23 protein-coding genes are annotated in these 16,008 nt (G+C 65.1%); 13 read left to right on the top strand and 10 right to left on the bottom strand.

The genetic code is table 11. The features are described 5' to 3' along the window. The coding region (locus ON27_RS41775) for a helix-turn-helix domain-containing protein (RefSeq protein ID WP_169334549.1) at positions 1-268 on the bottom strand (268 nt) is incomplete at its 3' end. A 197-nt stretch (positions 269-465) separates the two neighbouring features. On the opposite strand from ON27_RS41775, the gene ON27_RS31460 reads away from it, so the two are divergent. The 13 genes from ON27_RS31460 to ON27_RS31400 all read left to right on the top strand — a co-directional run bounded on the left by ON27_RS31460 (position 466) and on the right by ON27_RS31400 (position 10,266). After that, a complete protein-coding gene (locus tag ON27_RS31460) occupies positions 466-1,365 on the top strand; it encodes an SAM-dependent methyltransferase (RefSeq protein WP_083887930.1) in 900 nt (299 codons plus the stop codon). Positions 1,366-1,603: 238 nt separating this feature from the next. Next, positions 1,604-1,861, top strand: a complete 258-nt coding sequence (locus ON27_RS43400) for a hypothetical protein (RefSeq protein WP_157227498.1) — start codon at positions 1,604-1,606, stop codon at positions 1,859-1,861. Further along, the gene (locus ON27_RS31450) at positions 1,858-3,150 is read left to right on the top strand and encodes a cytochrome P450 family protein (RefSeq protein ID WP_245560394.1); all 1,293 of its coding nucleotides are present in this window, start codon (positions 1,858-1,860) and stop codon (positions 3,148-3,150) included. Before ON27_RS43400 ends, ON27_RS31450 begins: the two co-directional genes overlap by 4 nt. Positions 3,151-3,360: 210 nt before the next feature. Further along, a complete protein-coding gene (locus tag ON27_RS31445; RefSeq protein ID WP_157227496.1) occupies positions 3,361-3,696 on the top strand; it encodes a hypothetical protein in 336 nt (111 codons plus the stop codon). A gap of 228 nt (positions 3,697-3,924) precedes the next feature. Then, a complete protein-coding gene (locus tag ON27_RS31440; protein ID WP_043735857.1) occupies positions 3,925-4,491 on the top strand; it encodes a hypothetical protein in 567 nt (188 codons plus the stop codon). A gap of 126 nt (positions 4,492-4,617) precedes the next feature. Next, a complete protein-coding gene (locus ON27_RS31435) occupies positions 4,618-5,970 on the top strand; it encodes a hypothetical protein (protein ID WP_157227494.1) in 1,353 nt (450 codons plus the stop codon). A 59-nt stretch (positions 5,971-6,029) separates the two neighbouring features. Further along, positions 6,030-6,455 (top strand): glycosyltransferase family protein, encoded by a 426-nt coding sequence (locus ON27_RS43395; RefSeq protein WP_157227492.1) that lies wholly within the window; start codon positions 6,030-6,032, stop codon positions 6,453-6,455. Then, the gene (locus tag ON27_RS31425) at positions 6,442-7,191 is read left to right on the top strand and encodes a polysaccharide deacetylase family protein (RefSeq protein ID WP_043735851.1); all 750 of its coding nucleotides are present in this window, start codon (positions 6,442-6,444) and stop codon (positions 7,189-7,191) included. The genes ON27_RS43395 and ON27_RS31425 overlap by 14 nt, the downstream gene beginning before the upstream one ends. Then, on the top strand, positions 7,188-7,805 hold the full coding sequence (locus tag ON27_RS31420) for an AAA family ATPase (RefSeq protein WP_043735850.1): 618 nt from the start codon (positions 7,188-7,190) through the stop codon (positions 7,803-7,805). Before ON27_RS31425 ends, ON27_RS31420 begins: the two co-directional genes overlap by 4 nt. After that, complete coding sequence (locus ON27_RS31415) at positions 7,792-8,529, top strand: hypothetical protein (protein ID WP_043735849.1); 738 nt, start codon at positions 7,792-7,794, stop codon at positions 8,527-8,529. The genes ON27_RS31420 and ON27_RS31415 overlap by 14 nt, the downstream gene beginning before the upstream one ends. Continuing rightward, entirely contained in the window at positions 8,499-9,119 is a 621-nt protein-coding gene (locus ON27_RS31410) for a glycosyltransferase family 2 protein (protein WP_043735848.1), read from the top strand. Before ON27_RS31415 ends, ON27_RS31410 begins: the two co-directional genes overlap by 31 nt. Further along, a complete protein-coding gene (locus ON27_RS31405; RefSeq protein WP_043735847.1) occupies positions 9,116-9,796 on the top strand; it encodes an HAD family hydrolase in 681 nt (226 codons plus the stop codon). Before ON27_RS31410 ends, ON27_RS31405 begins: the two co-directional genes overlap by 4 nt. 254 nt (positions 9,797-10,050) lie before the next feature. Further along, positions 10,051-10,266 carry a hypothetical protein gene (locus tag ON27_RS31400; protein ID WP_043735846.1) on the top strand — a complete coding sequence of 72 codons (216 nt, stop codon included), beginning with the start codon at positions 10,051-10,053 and terminating at the stop codon, positions 10,264-10,266. Between the two features lie 152 nt (positions 10,267-10,418). On the opposite strand, the gene ON27_RS31395 is transcribed toward ON27_RS31400, so the two are convergent. The 9 genes from ON27_RS31395 to ON27_RS31355 all read right to left on the bottom strand — a co-directional run bounded on the left by ON27_RS31395 (position 10,419) and on the right by ON27_RS31355 (position 15,984). Then, positions 10,419-11,264 carry a class I SAM-dependent methyltransferase gene (locus ON27_RS31395; RefSeq protein ID WP_063711402.1) on the bottom strand — a complete coding sequence of 282 codons (846 nt, stop codon included), beginning with the start codon at positions 11,262-11,264 and terminating at the stop codon, positions 10,419-10,421. Between the two features lie 379 nt (positions 11,265-11,643). Beyond that, complete coding sequence (locus tag ON27_RS31390; protein WP_157227490.1) at positions 11,644-12,123, bottom strand: hypothetical protein; 480 nt, start codon at positions 12,121-12,123, stop codon at positions 11,644-11,646. Positions 12,124-12,203: 80 nt separating this feature from the next. Next, positions 12,204-12,554 (bottom strand): hypothetical protein, encoded by a 351-nt coding sequence (locus tag ON27_RS31385; RefSeq protein ID WP_043735844.1) that lies wholly within the window; start codon positions 12,552-12,554, stop codon positions 12,204-12,206. Positions 12,555-13,408: 854 nt separating this feature from the next. Continuing rightward, on the bottom strand, positions 13,409-13,696 hold the full coding sequence (locus ON27_RS31375) for a hypothetical protein (protein WP_157227488.1): 288 nt from the start codon (positions 13,694-13,696) through the stop codon (positions 13,409-13,411). A gap of 202 nt (positions 13,697-13,898) precedes the next feature. Then, on the bottom strand, positions 13,899-14,453 hold the full coding sequence (locus ON27_RS40230; RefSeq protein WP_051047177.1) for a hypothetical protein: 555 nt from the start codon (positions 14,451-14,453) through the stop codon (positions 13,899-13,901). A gap of 59 nt (positions 14,454-14,512) precedes the next feature. Then, a complete protein-coding gene (locus ON27_RS45455) occupies positions 14,513-14,647 on the bottom strand; it encodes a hypothetical protein (RefSeq protein ID WP_281032788.1) in 135 nt (44 codons plus the stop codon). Then, positions 14,644-15,144 carry a hypothetical protein gene (locus tag ON27_RS31365; RefSeq protein ID WP_043735841.1) on the bottom strand — a complete coding sequence of 167 codons (501 nt, stop codon included), beginning with the start codon at positions 15,142-15,144 and terminating at the stop codon, positions 14,644-14,646. The genes ON27_RS45455 and ON27_RS31365 overlap by 4 nt, the downstream gene beginning before the upstream one ends. Positions 15,145-15,187: 43 nt before the next feature. Next, positions 15,188-15,559, bottom strand: coding sequence for an ASCH domain-containing protein (locus tag ON27_RS40225; protein WP_157227486.1), 372 nt, complete (start codon positions 15,557-15,559; stop codon positions 15,188-15,190). A 104-nt stretch (positions 15,560-15,663) separates the two neighbouring features. Continuing rightward, positions 15,664-15,984, bottom strand: a complete 321-nt coding sequence (locus ON27_RS31355; protein ID WP_043735840.1) for a hypothetical protein — start codon at positions 15,982-15,984, stop codon at positions 15,664-15,666. Between the last annotated feature and the right edge of the window lie 24 nt (positions 15,985-16,008).

Raw genomic sequence — 16,008 nt, 5'->3', positions numbered from 1 at the left:
AATCAGATGCTGCCGCGGCGGCTTCTGGCGGCGCGACGAGGCTGTCGGACGCGTGGAAGAAGCGATTCCGCGCGCCCTCGTCGGCAGCGTCGAGCACATCGTGCAGCAGCCGTCTACTACTGGCGACCAGCCTCTTCGTTTGTCCGGTTTCCCACAGGCGCACGCTTCGTTTGGACACACCCAGCACACGAGCGAACTCTGCTTGGCTCAGCCGCAGCGCTGTCCGCAAGGCCACGATGCGACTCGATGTCCATTCGACGTCATTCATCGACTCCCCCTTCGGACTCACTCGATTCAGGCAGGAAACTTTATCCCCATTTTCCCCAAGTCGGCACTGGATCGGCATACCGAAGGTGTTGCAATCTCATTCCTTGTCCGCTGGTTAATCCGCTGTGCGCCAAGCTAATTCGCAGGCAACGCAGACGGTTGACAAGCCACCTCAGGCCCTGCTCGAGAAAGGTATCGATGTCCGATCCCGCTCCCCAGACCGGTGTCCGCGCACCGGTCGGCGTGGACACGACACGCGCGAGTATCGCCCGCGTCTACGACGCCACCCTCGGTGGCAAGGACAACTACGAAGTCGACCGCTATGTGCGCGACAAGGTCGCCGAAGTCGCGCCGCGCCAGAGCGACGTGGCCCGCATGAACCGGCGCTGGCTGCACCGCGTGGTGCGATACCTGGCCGGGACCGCGGGCATCGATCAATTCCTCGACATCGGCGCAGGACTGCCGACGGCCGTCAACACCCACGAAGTCGCACAACAGCAGAATCCGGAAGCGCGCGTCGTCTACGTCGACAACGACCCCGTCTGCAACATCCACGGCCGCGCGCTGCTCGAATGTAACGACCAAACCCGGTTCGTGCTCAGCGATCTGACCGAACCGGACACCTTGCTGCGGCACTCGGAGGTCACCCAGCACATCGATCTCACCCGCCCGCTGGCGCTGATCCTGTGCGGCATCCTGCATCACGTCGACGACGATCTCGATCCCGCCGGGATCATGCGCAGGTACGTCGCCGCGCTGCCCGCGGGCTCCTACGTGGCGATCACGCATTTCTACGACCCGGCCGACGGCGGCGAGGCACACGACATGGCCGTCGAGCTGCAACGGCGGTTCACCGAAATGGGCTTGGGCTCCGGCTGGTACCGCACCCGCGAGCAGATCGCGTCGTACTTCGGCGATCTGGAACTGATCGAGCCCGGCCTGGTCGAACTCGACGACTGGTGGCCGATGGGGCCCGCATTGCGCCCGCGGCTGACCGAGGAACGTCTGCTGCTGGGCGGTGTCGGCTATAAGGCACGTTCTGTTTCTGAGGTTGTGCGTTTGATGCCGACCCACCTACACAAACCTGTGGGCAGGTGACACAGTGACTGTCCTACCGGGCCGAAACGACACCGAACCAACCCCATCGACGGCCGAACCGCCATGGCTGGCGCATGCTCGCGGAGCGTTGACCGGCGCTACACGCGGCGATCTAGTCACTGTTGCCCGCGACGTAGCGAGGATAGCTCGTACCGACGGCCTCACAGCGTGCGACTTCTGGATCGATAGCCTCTTCCGGCAGGCCCCGCCAGCAGATCAGTACGCGCACATCCCGCCGGTGTCCGTGGGACTTCCGCCTGCGCAGCTGTGGGCGTTGGGCCTGATCATCGCCCGAGCCCGTGGCGACGGCGACTCCGCCCGCATGTTGCGCAGCGCAGCGAGCCTCGGTGACGACGACGCGCTCGCCGCGCGTGTGCTGTCACTGGTCGTGATGGTCGGAATGGCCCTGATGCAACAGACACTTCCCGACGACCGCGGGCCTTCACATCGCGCTTGCCGCTCCCCCCGCTTCACCGCTCCTGGAGTCACGTCATGATGAACCCGACGACCGCACAACATCCCGCCACACAGAACGTACAGTGCCCGATCAGGCACGGATCACCCGTAGGCGCCGTTGACGAACAACGAATCGCGCTCTACAGCAGCCACTTTGCTGCCGACCCATACAAGGCATACGAAGACATGCGCGCGCGGTACGGCCCGCTGGTGCCGATCGAGCTCGCTCCGGGAGTACCGGCGACATTAGTGATCAGCTACACCACGGCACTGCGAATCTTCAACGACCCAGCCCACTTTCCTGCCGACCCGCGCACGTGGGAGTCGACCATCCCGCCGGACTCGCCAGTGCGACCGATGCTGGGCTGGCGGCGAGCCGCACGATTTTACGACGGACCAGCCCACCAGCGCCTTCGAAGCGTCTCGGTCGACAGCCTCGGCGGAGTCGATCTGCACCGCTTGCAGGACACCGTCGCAGCTATCGCGGTCTCGTTGATCAACTCTCTGTGCGGGGACGGTCGCGCCGACTTGGCCTCTCAGTATGCGTTTCCGCTCGTATTCGAGGCCCTCAACCAGATCATCGGATGCCCGGCCGACATTGGGCAGCAAGTCGCGGAGGGAACGGCTATGCGATTCAACGCTGGCGCCGACGCGGCCGCTGGTACGGCCCGGATCGCTGCAGCCTTGCGGCAGCTGAGCGAACTCAAGCTCGCCCAGCCCGGGGATGATATTGCGTCCCGCCTGGCGCACCATCGCGAGAACCTCGATGAGGCGGAGATGCTGGGCCAGCTGATGAGCTTCTATGGTGCCGGCATCGAACCGACTCGCAACTTGATACTCAACACTCTGCTGCTCATGTTCACCAATGAGCGCTTCGGTGGTGACATCCTCGGCGGTAGTCTCGCCACTCGCGACGCGCTCGACAAGGTGTTGTTCGACAACCCTCCGATGGCGAACTTCTGCGTCACGTATCCATCCCGGGCGATCCTGGTCGACAACACCTGGCTGCCAGCACACCAACCTGTCGTAATCAGCCTCGCCGCATGTAACACCGATCCCGCAATCCTCAGCGACGACCGGGTCGGAAACCGTTCGCATCTCGCGTTCGGCGTCGGGCCGCACGCCTGCCCAGCAGATCGGGTGGCCTATCTGATAGCACAAGTCGGCATCGACCAGCTCCTTGATGCCCTGCCGGACATGCGTCTGGCCGTGCCGGTCGACGCACTGGAATGGCGACCCGGGCCATTCCATAGAGCGCTGAAGAAACTGCCGGTGACATTCGCTCCGTCGGCGCCTTTGAATATCGACGGTCATACCGAAAGCCCGTGATCGCGAACTGAGCAGCTGTGGTCTGGCCGCCGAACACTTCCCGGCGGCCGCGCGCCGCGACCCGTTCAGCATCCGCTCCAACACCTGGTGCCCTCGCCACAGACCGGGGGCGTCGGCGTGGTCGCCCGCAAGCCGGGCCGGCTCTGGCGTTGCCAGGGCTCGACAGTCACATACACAGGAGATCAGCGAAAAGAGAGGAAAGCAGTGGGTTTGTCGGATGAGCTGGGTTGGGATGACGACGTCACCCCGCAGCAGTCGTACTACGGACAGTTGGCATCGGCGCGCTCGCATTCGCCGGGGCTGGCTGAAAAGTTGATGGCGGGCGGTCCGCCACCGCCGATGGCTGCCGATGGGGTGATGGGCAAGATCCTGTGGCATGAACACCACCTGCCCACCGCGGCCGAGTACGCCGCATTGGTGGAGCAGATGCGCGCCGAGGGGATCATCGCCGACGGCGATGCGTGCGTGCCTGGTAACCCGCCGACCGCGCAGGATGTCGCCGCGCTCAAGACTCGAGTGAGGGAGCACATGCGGACCAGCGGATGACCGCCTGACCGTTACAGGCATCCGTGCGCCGACACCTCTGCTGAGTCGGAGTTTTTTCAGGCGGGCTCTACTCAGCCATGGGCGGACGGAGAAGGGAGTCCCCGGGGCCGCAATTCCGCTGCTCCGGGGACTTTCGCGGACCAGATTGGGCGTGACGGCGCAGCTTCCGCGACTGGTCGCCGACGGTCTGCCACACTGCGTGTTCGACATCGACGAGAGGGGTTGGTCATGGGTGGAATTTACAAGAAGGCAGACCAGCAGCAGCACGCGCCGGAGTTCCTTGCGTGGCTCGCGGACGCCGAATCCGCGCTGGCGACGTTCTTCGCCGATGACGCCCCCGAGATCGGCGCGCTCAGCGACCGGTGGAGCCGTGAAGGGCTGAAGGTGTTGGGCACGAACATGCGTGCTCGATTCGGCGACGCGCCCAAGTCGAGATCGTTCGCCGATCCCGAAGTGCTCGACCGCTACCGCCGCTACCTCGGAGAGGTGTATTGCCGCACGCTCGATGCGCAGTGGCGCAACGTACCCGAGAACCATCCAGGGGAGGCGATGTGGCCGGTGCTGATGCTGCCGTTCCAGCGGCTCTACCTGGACCCGATCGACCAGCTGAACGGCGCGTTCACGAAGACGACGAAGCGGATGACCGTGGACCCGGATGGCGAAATGGCCTGGGCCTACGGCAAGGCCAGAAGCGAGCACGCCGACTGGGTATCGGCTGGCAAGCCCGACCTCGAGGCGTGGCAGAAATTGGAACTGGACCGGCTTTTGGGGCGCACACAAGGGCCTGACGTATAGAAGGACGCCATGGGGGATGACGATAGGCCGGGGGGGCTGAGCGAATCGGAGTGGGAGCAGTATCTCCGGTATGCCCGCGGGAAAATAGGGGCCGGCGAGACCGCGAGAGCGATCCCGAGAGACCCTGTGGGCTGGGAGCAGGCGGTAGCTGCCCGACTCATTCCGGCCGAGCACGGCCGGATGTTCGAAAGGGGCCTGGATGCCATCTACGGGCTGCGGGAGAAGGGTTACCAGGCGGAGGTCCCCTACACCGCCTCGGATGGCACGCAGATCAGGGTGGACCGCTACCTGCCTGCGACTCCCGGCCAGCCCGCTCAGAACATCGAGGCGAAGTCCGGTCGGATAGGCAAAGAACGCGATGTCAATCAACTGCTCGCCTACCGCGAAAAGCTCAGCCGCGGTGAAGTAGTCCGGTATTTCATGCGGGAAGCTCGCGAAGACGACATCTCGCGCGAAGCGCAAACGTTGATGGCGCAGATGAAGAAGGAATTCCCGGATCGCTTCTTCGTCCTGAAGGCCAACGAGAAGGTCTTCGCGAAGATCATGGAAGCGGGCGCGCGGCAGCACCAGAAGGACCGAGCGCAACGCCTTCAGGACAACCTCGCGAAACTCCCCGCCCGAGAGACTGATCCACACCGTGTCGAGCAGCTGGCGAAAGACTACCTGCTCGATCTTCAGCGAGCGAAGGAGGAAGGGCGGGAGGTCGGCGTCGAGCAACTGCGGCTCATAGAGAACGCGCTTCGGGATATGGGTGCGGCTGAGTTGAAGATCGACCTGGAGCGAGCGAAAGAGGACCGGCAGGCGCTGAACCTGCGATTCCAGGCATCCAAGGAGGTCGAGCAATACCTGGAACACATCGCGAGGAACCGCGATGGTGATCGCACGATGGCGGTGAACGCGGTCACCCACGAACTACTCGACAGGGAGCGTGAAGCGCTCGGCGAGCAGTCGGCAGCCCTACAGGCCGCGATCGAGCAAGACAAGATCGAAGGGAAGCCCCTGGACCTTCCCGAGCTGGAGAAGCGGCATCTCGCCTTGTCGAACAGCCTCGGCGCCGTTCGAGACGTGGAGACAAAGCTGTTCAAGGACGTCGTCGAGCGAGACGTGGCCGACGGCCTGCCGCGTGAGGAGGCGCAGCAATGGCTGATCGGCATGCGGTTTGTTCAGGACAGCCGGGACGCGGATACGAAAGAGCGCTTGGCCGCCATCGAGGCGGAGGTAGAGCGGCAAGCGAAACTTCGCGAGGCGCAGCAAAGCGCAGCGGAGCAAGTACGCGAGGCGGACAAGGAACGGCAAGCCGCTCTACGCGGGCTGCAGCAGCAGGGCGTGCCCAGCCATATCGTCGAGCTGTTGGGAGCTGGCCAGGCGGAGCCGCCGTCCGCCGCAGTGGAGCGCGAGCCCGACGGCAGTACACCGCGAGTACAACGCGGTCACGGCTACGGGCAGGACCGTAGCCGAGAACTTCGCCCTGAGCGCTGACCCCGCCGATCAGGAAGCCGCACGAGTTCGTTCCGGAGAGGGTGATTGCGGCGGCGTCGGTGGGCGCGGATTGGAGGTGGTCGTGCCGGTTCCAGCCGTCCTGGGTCGCCGACCCTGGCGACTGGTTGTACGTCGGGCACCGGTTCGACCTGGTCAGCGGCACCGACTACTTTCGTCGCTGGCACGGGAGTATCGGGCCTTGGCTGCTGGCGAACATGGTCCTGGGCGGCTGCTTCGCCGTCCCCGCCGATGCCGCGATCGCCGTCGGCGGTTTCGACGAATCCTTCTCTCGGTACGGGTTCACCGAGACCAGTCTCGTTGCCCGGCTCATCGCCCGCGGGGTGCCGGTCGTTCCGCAGGTCACCGTGCCGGCGGTGCATGTCGAGCACAACCCGGCCCACCACAACCAACATGACCGCGACAGCCACCTCACGGCTGCGCACCGCCGGTTCTTCACGGAGTTTCTGGCCCATGACATCGACTGACCAGTACATCGTCGCCCTGCCCGAGCAGCTGGCGTACACCGGCGGCTTCGTGAACCTCGTCTTCCACGACGTCGCCCCCACCACCGCCGCCCTGTGGAGCCGGTTCGACACCACCGTCGACCGGTTGCACGAGATCGTCGGCTGGTGCCGCGATCTGGGCCTGGCCCGGTGGGTGCGGCTGTACTTCGACGACAACCACCGGTCACTGTTCGACGTGGTGCTGCCGCGACTGGAGGTGACCGAGTTTGCCGAAGTCGTTGCCGCCGTGCCGGTCACCTCGATCGGTCGCAGCGATACCGGCACCACAACCGACCTGCGCGCCGCGGCGGCGGCCGGGGTGCGCATCGCCGCGCACGGGTTCTCCCACACCCGCCTGGCCAGCTACGAGCCGCACGGGGTGCTGCTGGCGACTCCGTTGGGCGGCCGGTACCGAGATCGGGCCGGTGCCGAACAGCACGAGCCGGCCACGGAGAACGAAGCGCTGTTTCAGCTGGTGGAGGCGAAAGACCATCTCGACGGGTTGACCGGGGCGTGCCAGGAGTTCGTATTCCCGTACGGCTGCTACAACAGCACGACGCTCGCGCTGAACCAGCGGTTCGGCTTGTACGCGCACCTGGCCACCACCGACCCGGGCATCGACACCGGGCAGCAGTTGCGGCCCCGGTTCCTGCTTATCTCCGACGACACCCCCGACACGCTCTCCCACCGCATCTGCCAGGAATTGAGGACGTCATGACTGACAACGGGCAGCGTGTGATCGCCTTCGAGGGGATCCCTTTCGCGGGAAAGTCCACCGCAGCGACAGGACTGGCCCGCCGTCATCCCGGGATGAGAGTGGTGCCGGACTATCACGAGATGCTTACCCCGGCCGAACGGGTGCGAGTCGCGCAATTGTCGGACTCGGCCGCCGACCAGCACCACCGGGTTGCGATGTACCGGGATCTGGACGACCGCCGATGGAAACTGGCCGACGAATCCGACAGCACGACAGTGGTTTTCGACCGCTGCTACCTGTCCATCGCCGCCTACCGGCTCGCTCTGCACGCCGCTTTCGGCCTGCCTGGCGACCCCGACACCGCCGATGAGGCGCCAGGGCCAGTGTGCGAGCGGCCGATCCCGCCGGTAGTGGTGTTCTTCGCGGTGTCGGCATCCACCGCGGTCGAACGGCACCACCGGCTGGCTCGCACCATCGACACTCGGCTGCGCACCTATGAGTTCCTGTCCACGCTGATCGGCGCCTACCGGCAGGTCCTCACCGCCTGCGGCGCCCGGGTGCTGGTCATCGACTCCGACCAGCCGCTGACCGAGGTCGTCGCCGATGCCTGCGAGTGCGTCCGTGAGGTGTTCTGACCGCGCCCGCTGGACCGTCGCCGCGCTGATGCTGGTCAACGGCGCGTGGAGCACATGGTGCGTACACACCGCCCTCGGCGGCCTACGACGGCTCGCCGACCAGCGGCGGGTGAAGGTCGGAACGGAGCCTGGGCGGGTCGCGGGTGGGCGCGCTATCGTGATCGTCGTGCCGATGCTCCATGAAGCGGACCGTGCAGCCGATTGCGTGGACCACTGGTGCAAACTTCTCGGCGACTATCCTGACCTGCGCCTGTGCGTGGTCACCACCGACCGCGAACGCAACGAACACCCCGCCGGTCCGCACAGCTGGGACGCCGTGGCCGCCACCGCCAGCTTCCACCGCGCGGTCGCTGGCCGTCGGGCCGAAGCGCTGCACTACCCGCGGGTGAACCGCACCTACGGTGAACAGCTCGGTTGGGCCCTGGACGTGCTGACCAGTCGTCCGGCGCCGCCGGACTACCTCTACGTCGCCAACATCGATTCGCGGCTTTCCCCGCACGGGTGCGCCGAAATCGTCGAACTCGCCGCCGCCGGTGTCACGGTTGCCCAGCAATCCAGTGTGTTCTTCGGCAACCTGCACGACCTCGGTCCGGTCGCGACCGCGGAAGCGTTCTACCAGTCCCGCTGGAGTTTCGAGCACGAGATCTTCCGCTACCTCGCCGGATCCGGCCAGCTGCGCTGGCTGCCCGCTGGGTGCAGTCGATCTGGTATCAGCACGCGGTAGGCCACGGCCTGCTCATCGCCGCCAACATCTACCGCCAGCTCGGCGGATTGCCGCATCCCCGCTACGGCCTCGAGGATGCCGCGCTCGGTGTCACGATCCGCGAAGTCGGCCTCAACATCCACCCGTTCTCCACGCTGGAATGCGGCGACGCGCCGCGGTCGGCGCGGGAGTTGCAGCGGCAGCGGTCCACGTGGATCCGGGGCCCGTTGTGCAGCGCCGAATACGCCCGCACCCGCCGTGGCCGTCTCATCGCCGCCCAGGGAACCTACGGCGGCCTGAAATGGGCATTCGGTCTGCCAGCGCAGGCCCTCGCCCTGGCCGTGCTCAGACCCCATCAGCGTGCCGTGGCGACCACCGGATGGCTGTTGGCGCTGTACGGGCCGCTGATCCGGATGCTCACCGATCTGCATTGCCTGGACTTTCCCAGCGACTTCCGGCCCAGTCGCCATCACACCGCCGTCGGACTTGCCTTCTACCCCGTCGCTGCCGCCAGTTGCTGGGCTGGCGGCGTGCGCGGTGTCGTCCTGCTGTGCTGGAACATCCTGCATGGTCGCGCACCGATCCAGCTGCGAACCAGGGAGGCCGAATGACCAACCGCGCCAACACCGCAGGCCAGTGTGTGCTTCCGATCTTCCCGACCTTCGTGTTCTTCGACTGGTACAACACCCTGTCCACCGCCCAGTTCTGGGACTCGATCCTCGGCAACGAACGTCATCCCCTGGCCCGACGTTTGAACGCCGCGCTGGAAGACCTGTTCCGCGGACGCAAGGAGTTCGTCGGCGCGTGGATGCGCGGCCAGGTCACCGACGAACAGGTCATCGAAACCCTGAACCTCAGCCTGCCGCGCGGGTACAACGACGACTACCTATTGCGAGAGCTGTTGCGGGACTGCCGCAACGCGAAGATAAACCCGGCCATGGCCGACATCGTCCGCGCCTTGCGCGACCGTGCGTTTCTCGCCGTCGCCAGCGACAACATGGAATGCTTTGTCCACGCCGCACCCCGCGTGCTGACCGGCGAACTCCGGATCGACGAGCTGATCGTCTCCTCGTCGGTCGGGTCGTTGAAGAAGGAGTCACCGGACCGGTTCTTCGGCCCGACCCTGGAGCGCTACGGCCTTACCCCGGCCGACGCCGTCCTCATCGACGACTGCGCCGACACCTGCCAGATCTTCCGCGCCTGGGGCGGATCCGCCTACCACTACACGGATCCCGGCCGCCTACGCGCCGATATTGCGCATCTGTTGCCTGAACTCGCCGGTGTGTGAGTCCGGTCGACACGACCAGCCAACAAGGGATTCGCCGTGATCGAAACCAAGCCCTCCGAAATGATGATCGAGCTGGGCATCGTGCAAGCAGGCACCGCCATCCAGTATTGAGATCGGAAAGAAACGCCAGGTCGCACACTCCCGCACATGGTCCGCGGCTGAAAGGAGCGAAACTGGGAGGTGGGGACGTCGGTCGCGGCCGCCGGTCACCGGTGGGACGTCGATCGTCAATCACCAGAGGAAGACCGCCCCGCATGAGCGTGACCGTCAGGTGTACAGCCGCCGGAGATCGTGAAGGCGCGCTCACCGTGAAGGTCGTCGGCACTATCGACCTGTTCCGGTGGTGGAAGGAATCGGGCTGGTCGGCGATCCGCGAAGCGGTGCTCGGTGAAGCGACACCGTCCGGGGACGACCGTTCCACCGAGACAGCCACACCTGGCGCACCGGCAGCGCCGCATACCATGGATTAGGCGCCCCGCCGCAGCAGCACGTCATAGCGGCATGGGTGTGCGCGGCGCCTCGGGTGCCTGGGAAGTCCTCACGGGCGTCGCGAAAACATGTGAGCGTTGTGCGGCGCGATGGGCGGGGTTCTCGGGCTCCCGTCAACGAGTCAGGGCGGCGTTTACGTGGTACTTGCGTAAACCAGGTGCGGTCCCGCACTTGTCGGGTGAACAGCAGGCCGAATGCCGTAAGTTTCCAACAGTTTTGCTGCGGATCGGTCTTCGACTCGGGGGTAGCCGAGGGACTGCAACACCTTTCGGATTTCGGGCGCGGTGAAGAAACTAAGCCATGGTTCGCCTGCCGCAGCAACCCGATCAGCGCGTGCCTGTAGTTGTGCGGCGGTGGGATCATGCGGGGTTGAGGCGAGCGGGTAGAAGTAGTCGAAAACCACCTCCGAGGTTGCGCTGTGGCCGGCGATGTACCGGAGAGTGTCGTAAACCGATGTCCTGGTCAGGTAGGCGGCAACGCCGAGCCAAACGAACAGCGCGCTGCGGGTGCGGTCGAGGCCCGCGTCGGCCAACCCTGCCGCCAGCGTCGACTGCTCGAAATCGATGGGGACGAAGGCCAGCGAGGCCGGGATCGGGATCCCGGCTTCGGACAGTCGGTGCCGCTTCCACTCCTGGGTGACGGGGTGATCGACCTCGAAGAACCGCACGTCCGCACTCGTGTTCCGGTAGGCGGTGGTGTCGAGGCCGGCACCCAGAATCACGACCTGGCGGGTCCCGCGCGCGATCGTGGCCGCGACGGTGTCGTCTGCGCATCGGCTGCGTGCTGCAATGAACAGCCGCCGGTGACGGACCAGATTCTGATCGAGGCCATGGTCGAAATCGCTTGCCGAGAGTACGGGTTCGCCCAGGATTCGCAGGGCGAGAGGATCGGTGAAGATCCTCGGCTCGTCAGCAATCTGGTGGTATGCCCTCGCGTGTGCTACGGCCAGTGCGGTTCTACTTCGTCGCCCGACCTGCATACCCGCCATCCTACCGGCGCGGTGGCGATGCGATTCGAATTGCTCTGGCCAGGGCTCTTTTTGGTGGACTGGGCTGGTCGAGAGCTGCGAGGGTCGTTCGGGACTGGCTGCGCCGAGGGCGGCCGCTGTTGTCCGGAGTCCTTCACCGCCTGTTCAACCGGCGAGTAGTCGTGTGCCGCGAATGGCGTGGTGCATCGTGCAGTGCGGCAGTTGCCTGTGGAGTCGGCCACCGCCATCTCGTGCGGGGACCTGTCGTATTCGCAGGTCAAAGTGAGATCGCGGTAACCGGGCATCTCCTTGATCAACCGCCTGGTGCCGCGGCGGTGGTCGGCCGTGCAACCCTGCGCCATGGCGCAGGGCACCGGAACTTCTCCGTCGGTCAGCGCATCCTGAGGGGCACGCGGATCCAACTGGCGCGTCCGCTGGCGAGGGTGTTGGTGATGTCGGCGGTGGTGGACATGGGGCCGGTGAGAACGACGATCCCACCGCGGGTGCGGCAGGTGGCTGCCGCGGCGGCGCGCCAGGTGGGGGAGGCGTTGAGTGTGCCGGAGTAGAGGTCGGCGTCATCGGGTGTGGTGATGGTGAGGTCGCTGCCGGTCAGTGTGGCGTGCCAGCGGGTGTCGGGTGGGCCGGTCAGGTCCGAGGTCTCTGTGAGCGGGCGGCTGCCGCGGTTGTGGAGGGCGGTTTCGACGAAGTCGTGGGAGATGATGCTGCCGGTGTCGGCGTTCAGGGCGGTGAGCGTGGCCGGTTGCAGTATGGCGATCATGGTTTCCCCGAGGGTGATTGCTACGGCCTGTAGGACTTGTGCTCGTTGGGGAGTTCCGGCGGCGGGGTTGAAAACGTAGTCGGGAACCTGCATGGGCGGGATTTCCTCTGATAAGCACTGAATGGGTGTGTTCGTGGCTCGGGAGCGGGGCGGGCGGCTTGAGCGGGTTGGTGTCAGTGGTGTCGGGGTGTGGGTTGGGTGGTGGTTGGGGGGCCTGGGAGGAGGTTGATGTCGATGGTTTGGTTGGCGAGTAGGGCGCCGGTGATGAGGCAGGTGAGGAGGGCGGCGAGGGTGATGATGAACGGCGGGGTCGAGTAGCGGTCGTAGCGGTCGCCGCGGGCTTTAGAGGTGAAGTATTCGGTGGTGGGTTGCCAGTCGCCGATGAAGTGTGTGTCGGCGTCGGCGTAGGCGCGGCGGGAGATGGTGTCGAGGACGGCGCCGATGGAGCCTGCGATGAGGAACACGATGAAGGCTGTGATGAGGATGGTGACGAGGGTGGGGTCGGCGGGGTGGTTGGTGATCATCGAATCCTTCTGTCGGTGAGTTGGTCTCGGGGCTGCGGATATAGCGTGATTGTGTCGGCGGGGTCCGACATGGGTGACGCTGTGCGTGGCGTGTGGGCATGTGGGTGTGGCGGCGGGATGCGTGGCGGGTGGAGTCGTAGTGGTTGTCCGGCTCCGGCGCGGCATTACCCGGTTGGCCCCCGTCCCTACGACGACTACGACAGGCTCTTCCCCGACCAGGGCGTCTCCCGCCGCCGAGGCAAACGTTACGCGTGCGGTGTTGTGTCGTTGAGTGGCCGCTGTGCCAGCGCTGGGCTCCGCTGACGGCGTCGCCGCCGCGGCGGGGCCGGACGTCGGGGTGTAGTCCCGGGTCAACGGTTTCCGTTGAGATCGACGGCGGTGGGCGTGCTCCTGCGCGACGTGTGCTGTGCCATCCATGACCTGTGTTCTGTCATCCACCGTTCCCATTGCGTTAGACCGGCGGCGGTGAGTTCTACCATGACGAAATCGTCGGCGCCCTCGTCGTGGACCTGCTGGGTAGTCGGCGTAAGCATGTCGCGCCACGGAATTCCTCGAGGTGCTGTATCGCCAGATCAGCCCAGCCCGGATAGCCACCCAGAAGCTTCCAGCACCACGGCGAAGGCAATGACGGAGACAGTGCTACACGACCGTCCAGGAGCATGCCCATGGTGTCGGCCCGGCGGCCGTTGTCGTCGAAAGTAGCTGTCACCGAACCGCTCTCGCTGTCCATCGGGTTACCTCCTTATGGGGGTTTCGACGCGATCCCGCCACTTCCTGGCAGCCTCCGCATGGGTGCGGCAACCAACAAGACACGACGGTGCCCGGGCCGCCACGGACAGAAGGTGTCGCGCGGCTCAGCTTTCAGATTCCCAACGGGCAAGCCAGGCCGCGATCTGTTGCAGAAGTTCGCGGCGGGGTGTTCCGGTCTGTTGCTCGAAGAATGCCATTGTGATCACCGCGAGGTTCTGGTAGCCCATCACGAGGTCTATAAGGTCGTGCTCGGTCTGGTTTGCGGAGATCAACTCAAGGAGCCGCTCGATATTGAACGAGAGGCCCGTGCCGTTCTCGCCATCGACCATGTGAGCGGTAAGCGCTTCGATCGCCATGCGGGTCGCCTCGAACGGGCCCTTCGAATTCGTCACTCAGATAGCGTATGGATTGGGTCTGACATTCGTGCGCCGCCTATGTGGGCCCCTGGCTTTCGATGTACCTGAACTGGTGCATGTATTGGCCTGCCAGGTCGGGGATCTGCAGGCTAACCCTGGCCGCGTCCCGGGTCTCGGCGAGGAGTTGGCTGCCGCGGCCACAAATTCGCCATAGTCCCTTGAAGTCCCGTGCCACTGGTCAGAACGGGCCTTGTGTGGGATCGGCACTCTGTGTGTCGCGTCCCGCGCTGTCGTATGGTTCGGCTGTGATGTCCGGTTGGTGCGTGGGTTCGATGCTGTGTTCATGGGGCAGGTGGCCGCTGACAGCTGCGGAGTGCCCTGGGCTGCTGAGGCTGTTGATGAAGTCTTGAATTGGGTCGTGCTCAGTGACGAGGTTGTCGCGGACGATGATGAGTTTGGTATGGGCGTCATCCTCTGGAAGTGTCACCTTCAAAATTCCGTTGAGGATGTGGTCGAAGGTGAACCGCTCGAAACCGGGTGTGCCCGCGGCTTGAGCGCCAGGCTTGAGGAAATGATCGATTAGGTAGCGCAGCCACTGCTCCCCATTGTAAAAGTTCTCATCACCACTCCATGCGATGCCATCGCCATCCTCGTTCGGCCGAAACATGCAGTAGACGTCTGGTTTGTCCGAGCCGTGCTCGATGTAGGAGAATTCTCCCAAGTAGGCGATCTCATCGAGGTTCAGCGGCGGGTGAATTGTGACCACTCCGTCGTACTGGATGTAGTAGCCCATGCGAATCTCCTTAGGGGGTCCGTTGCGCGCCGGTGGGCGGAGTCCTGCAGTTCCTTAAATCATATGAATAGTGCGCCAACATTCGGTGAGCTGGTTGTCGCGCGATGGCGGGGTGCGCGCGCCACGTGGTCGAGCGGTTGGTCGCCGGTGCGGGTGTGGGATTTGTTTGGTGTTGAGGTGTCGTCGTCGGTCATCGGTTTTCTCCTCGAGGTCGGGTGGTGAGGGGCTTGGTTCTGACCAGGCGGACGGGTTCGCCCTCGAGCAGCAGTTGGTCGATGGTCGTGTCGAGGTCGGTGGCGTCGGTGGGGTGGTCGTGGTCTTTGCCGAGCGGTAGATCGAGCGTGAGGTGGTAGGGGTGCAGCGCTGTGCGGAGGCGTTCCGGCAGGCTCGGGTAGTCGGGAATTTCGGTGGGGTCGGCGGTGGCGGCCAGGGTCACCTGCCGGGGTGCGTCGATGCCGGAGACCGAGACCCCGACTGCGGAGGCGAGGTCCGCGCGGGTGAGCGCATCGCGTGCGTCGTCGGCCATCCCGACGTTGCCGAGGTACTGCTTGACCATGTCACGGCCGAATGCTGGTGCGACACGGCGTGCGATTTCGTTGGCCGGGGTGCCGTGCCGGAATGCGTCCGTCATCGTCTCGATCAGTTTGCGCTTTTCGCCGAGATAGTTCTTCAGCTCGGTGTCGATGTCCATGCCCCCAGTCTGCCAGCTGGTCTGAATTCAGGCTAGACGTTATTCAGTCAAGCTGGGCCGCGGTGGTGGGGTTGGGTTGTGGTGGGTCGAGGTAGCGCCAGTGGATGCGGGTGATTTCGGTGTCGGGGGTGCAGGGGTGGTGGGTGCGGCAGAAGAAGTCGATGAACTGCTGGGGGGTGTAGTCGGGGAAGCCTTCGGCGGTTACGTCGTCGGGGGTGATGGTGTGGAGGGGTTCGCGGCGGATGTCGAGGATTTCGACGGTGGTGATGCGTACGAGGGGTTCGCCGCCGCGGCGGCCCATGACCTTGCGGCAGAGGGTGAGTTGGTCGCCGACGCGCAGGTGTCGCCAGCCGAGGCGGCGTGTCACGGTCTTTCGGCGTTGGCGCACGGCATCTTCGGGGAGTGCTATCGACATCAGTCGCGGCATTCTGGGGTTCTCCTGACTGGTTTCCGGCAGTGGTGGCGTGACGGCCTGGGCGGGGCTGGTGGTGTTCGGCGCTGCCGGTGGGCGCGGCCGGGTCACTGCTGGTCGGGTACCCATGTGCGGGTGGTGGCGGGTTCGTCGACGGGGTGGACGGGGGTGACCCGAAACGGTTCGAGTTTGGTTGGTGGTATGCGGTCTCGTTCTTCGTCGTCGGGTTCGCCGTAGATCCAGCGGTAGTGCTGGCCGGAGGGGCCTCGGGTGATCACTTGCACCTGCGAATACCAGCCGTGGTGGGAGACCGGTTGTGTGTGCACGGTGACGTAGTCGTCGGCGTCGGGGTCGGGGTCGGTGTCGAGCAGGGTTTCCCAGTCGATGTCGGTGATGAGTGCTGTGATCAGTTTCAGTTCGCTGCTCATTGGGTGGGTGTTTCGGTGTTGTCG

Source organism: Nocardia asiatica NBRC 100129 (genome assembly GCF_000308415.1).
GTDB lineage: Bacteria > Actinomycetota > Actinomycetes > Mycobacteriales > Mycobacteriaceae > Nocardia > Nocardia asiatica.
This window is presented reverse-complemented; position numbering and strand designations above follow the sequence as displayed.

Coding starts and splice junctions, on each gene's coding strand:
- ON27_RS40230 (WP_051047177.1), bottom strand. CDS start 14,453: ATGGGCTACTACATCCAGTACGACGGAGTGGTCACAATTCACCCGCCG.
- ON27_RS31420 (WP_043735850.1), top strand. CDS start 7,188: ATGACTGACAACGGGCAGCGTGTGATCGCCTTCGAGGGGATCCCTTTC.
- ON27_RS31460 (WP_083887930.1), top strand. CDS start 466: ATGTCCGATCCCGCTCCCCAGACCGGTGTCCGCGCACCGGTCGGCGTG.
- ON27_RS31405 (WP_043735847.1), top strand. CDS start 9,116: ATGACCAACCGCGCCAACACCGCAGGCCAGTGTGTGCTTCCGATCTTC.
- ON27_RS31440 (WP_043735857.1), top strand. CDS start 3,925: ATGGGTGGAATTTACAAGAAGGCAGACCAGCAGCAGCACGCGCCGGAG.
- ON27_RS40225 (WP_157227486.1), bottom strand. CDS start 15,559: ATGTCGATAGCACTCCCCGAAGATGCCGTGCGCCAACGCCGAAAGACC.
- ON27_RS31400 (WP_043735846.1), top strand. CDS start 10,051: ATGAGCGTGACCGTCAGGTGTACAGCCGCCGGAGATCGTGAAGGCGCG.
- ON27_RS31355 (WP_043735840.1), bottom strand. CDS start 15,984: ATGAGCAGCGAACTGAAACTGATCACAGCACTCATCACCGACATCGAC.
- ON27_RS31390 (WP_157227490.1), bottom strand. CDS start 12,123: ATGCAGGTTCCCGACTACGTTTTCAACCCCGCCGCCGGAACTCCCCAA.
- ON27_RS31425 (WP_043735851.1), top strand. CDS start 6,442: ATGACATCGACTGACCAGTACATCGTCGCCCTGCCCGAGCAGCTGGCG.
- ON27_RS31450 (WP_245560394.1), top strand. CDS start 1,858: ATGATGAACCCGACGACCGCACAACATCCCGCCACACAGAACGTACAG.
- ON27_RS45455 (WP_281032788.1), bottom strand. CDS start 14,647: ATGACCGACGACGACACCTCAACACCAAACAAATCCCACACCCGCACC.
- ON27_RS31395 (WP_063711402.1), bottom strand. CDS start 11,264: ATGCAGGTCGGGCGACGAAGTAGAACCGCACTGGCCGTAGCACACGCG.
- ON27_RS31385 (WP_043735844.1), bottom strand. CDS start 12,554: ATGATCACCAACCACCCCGCCGACCCCACCCTCGTCACCATCCTCATC.
- ON27_RS31365 (WP_043735841.1), bottom strand. CDS start 15,144: ATGGACATCGACACCGAGCTGAAGAACTATCTCGGCGAAAAGCGCAAA.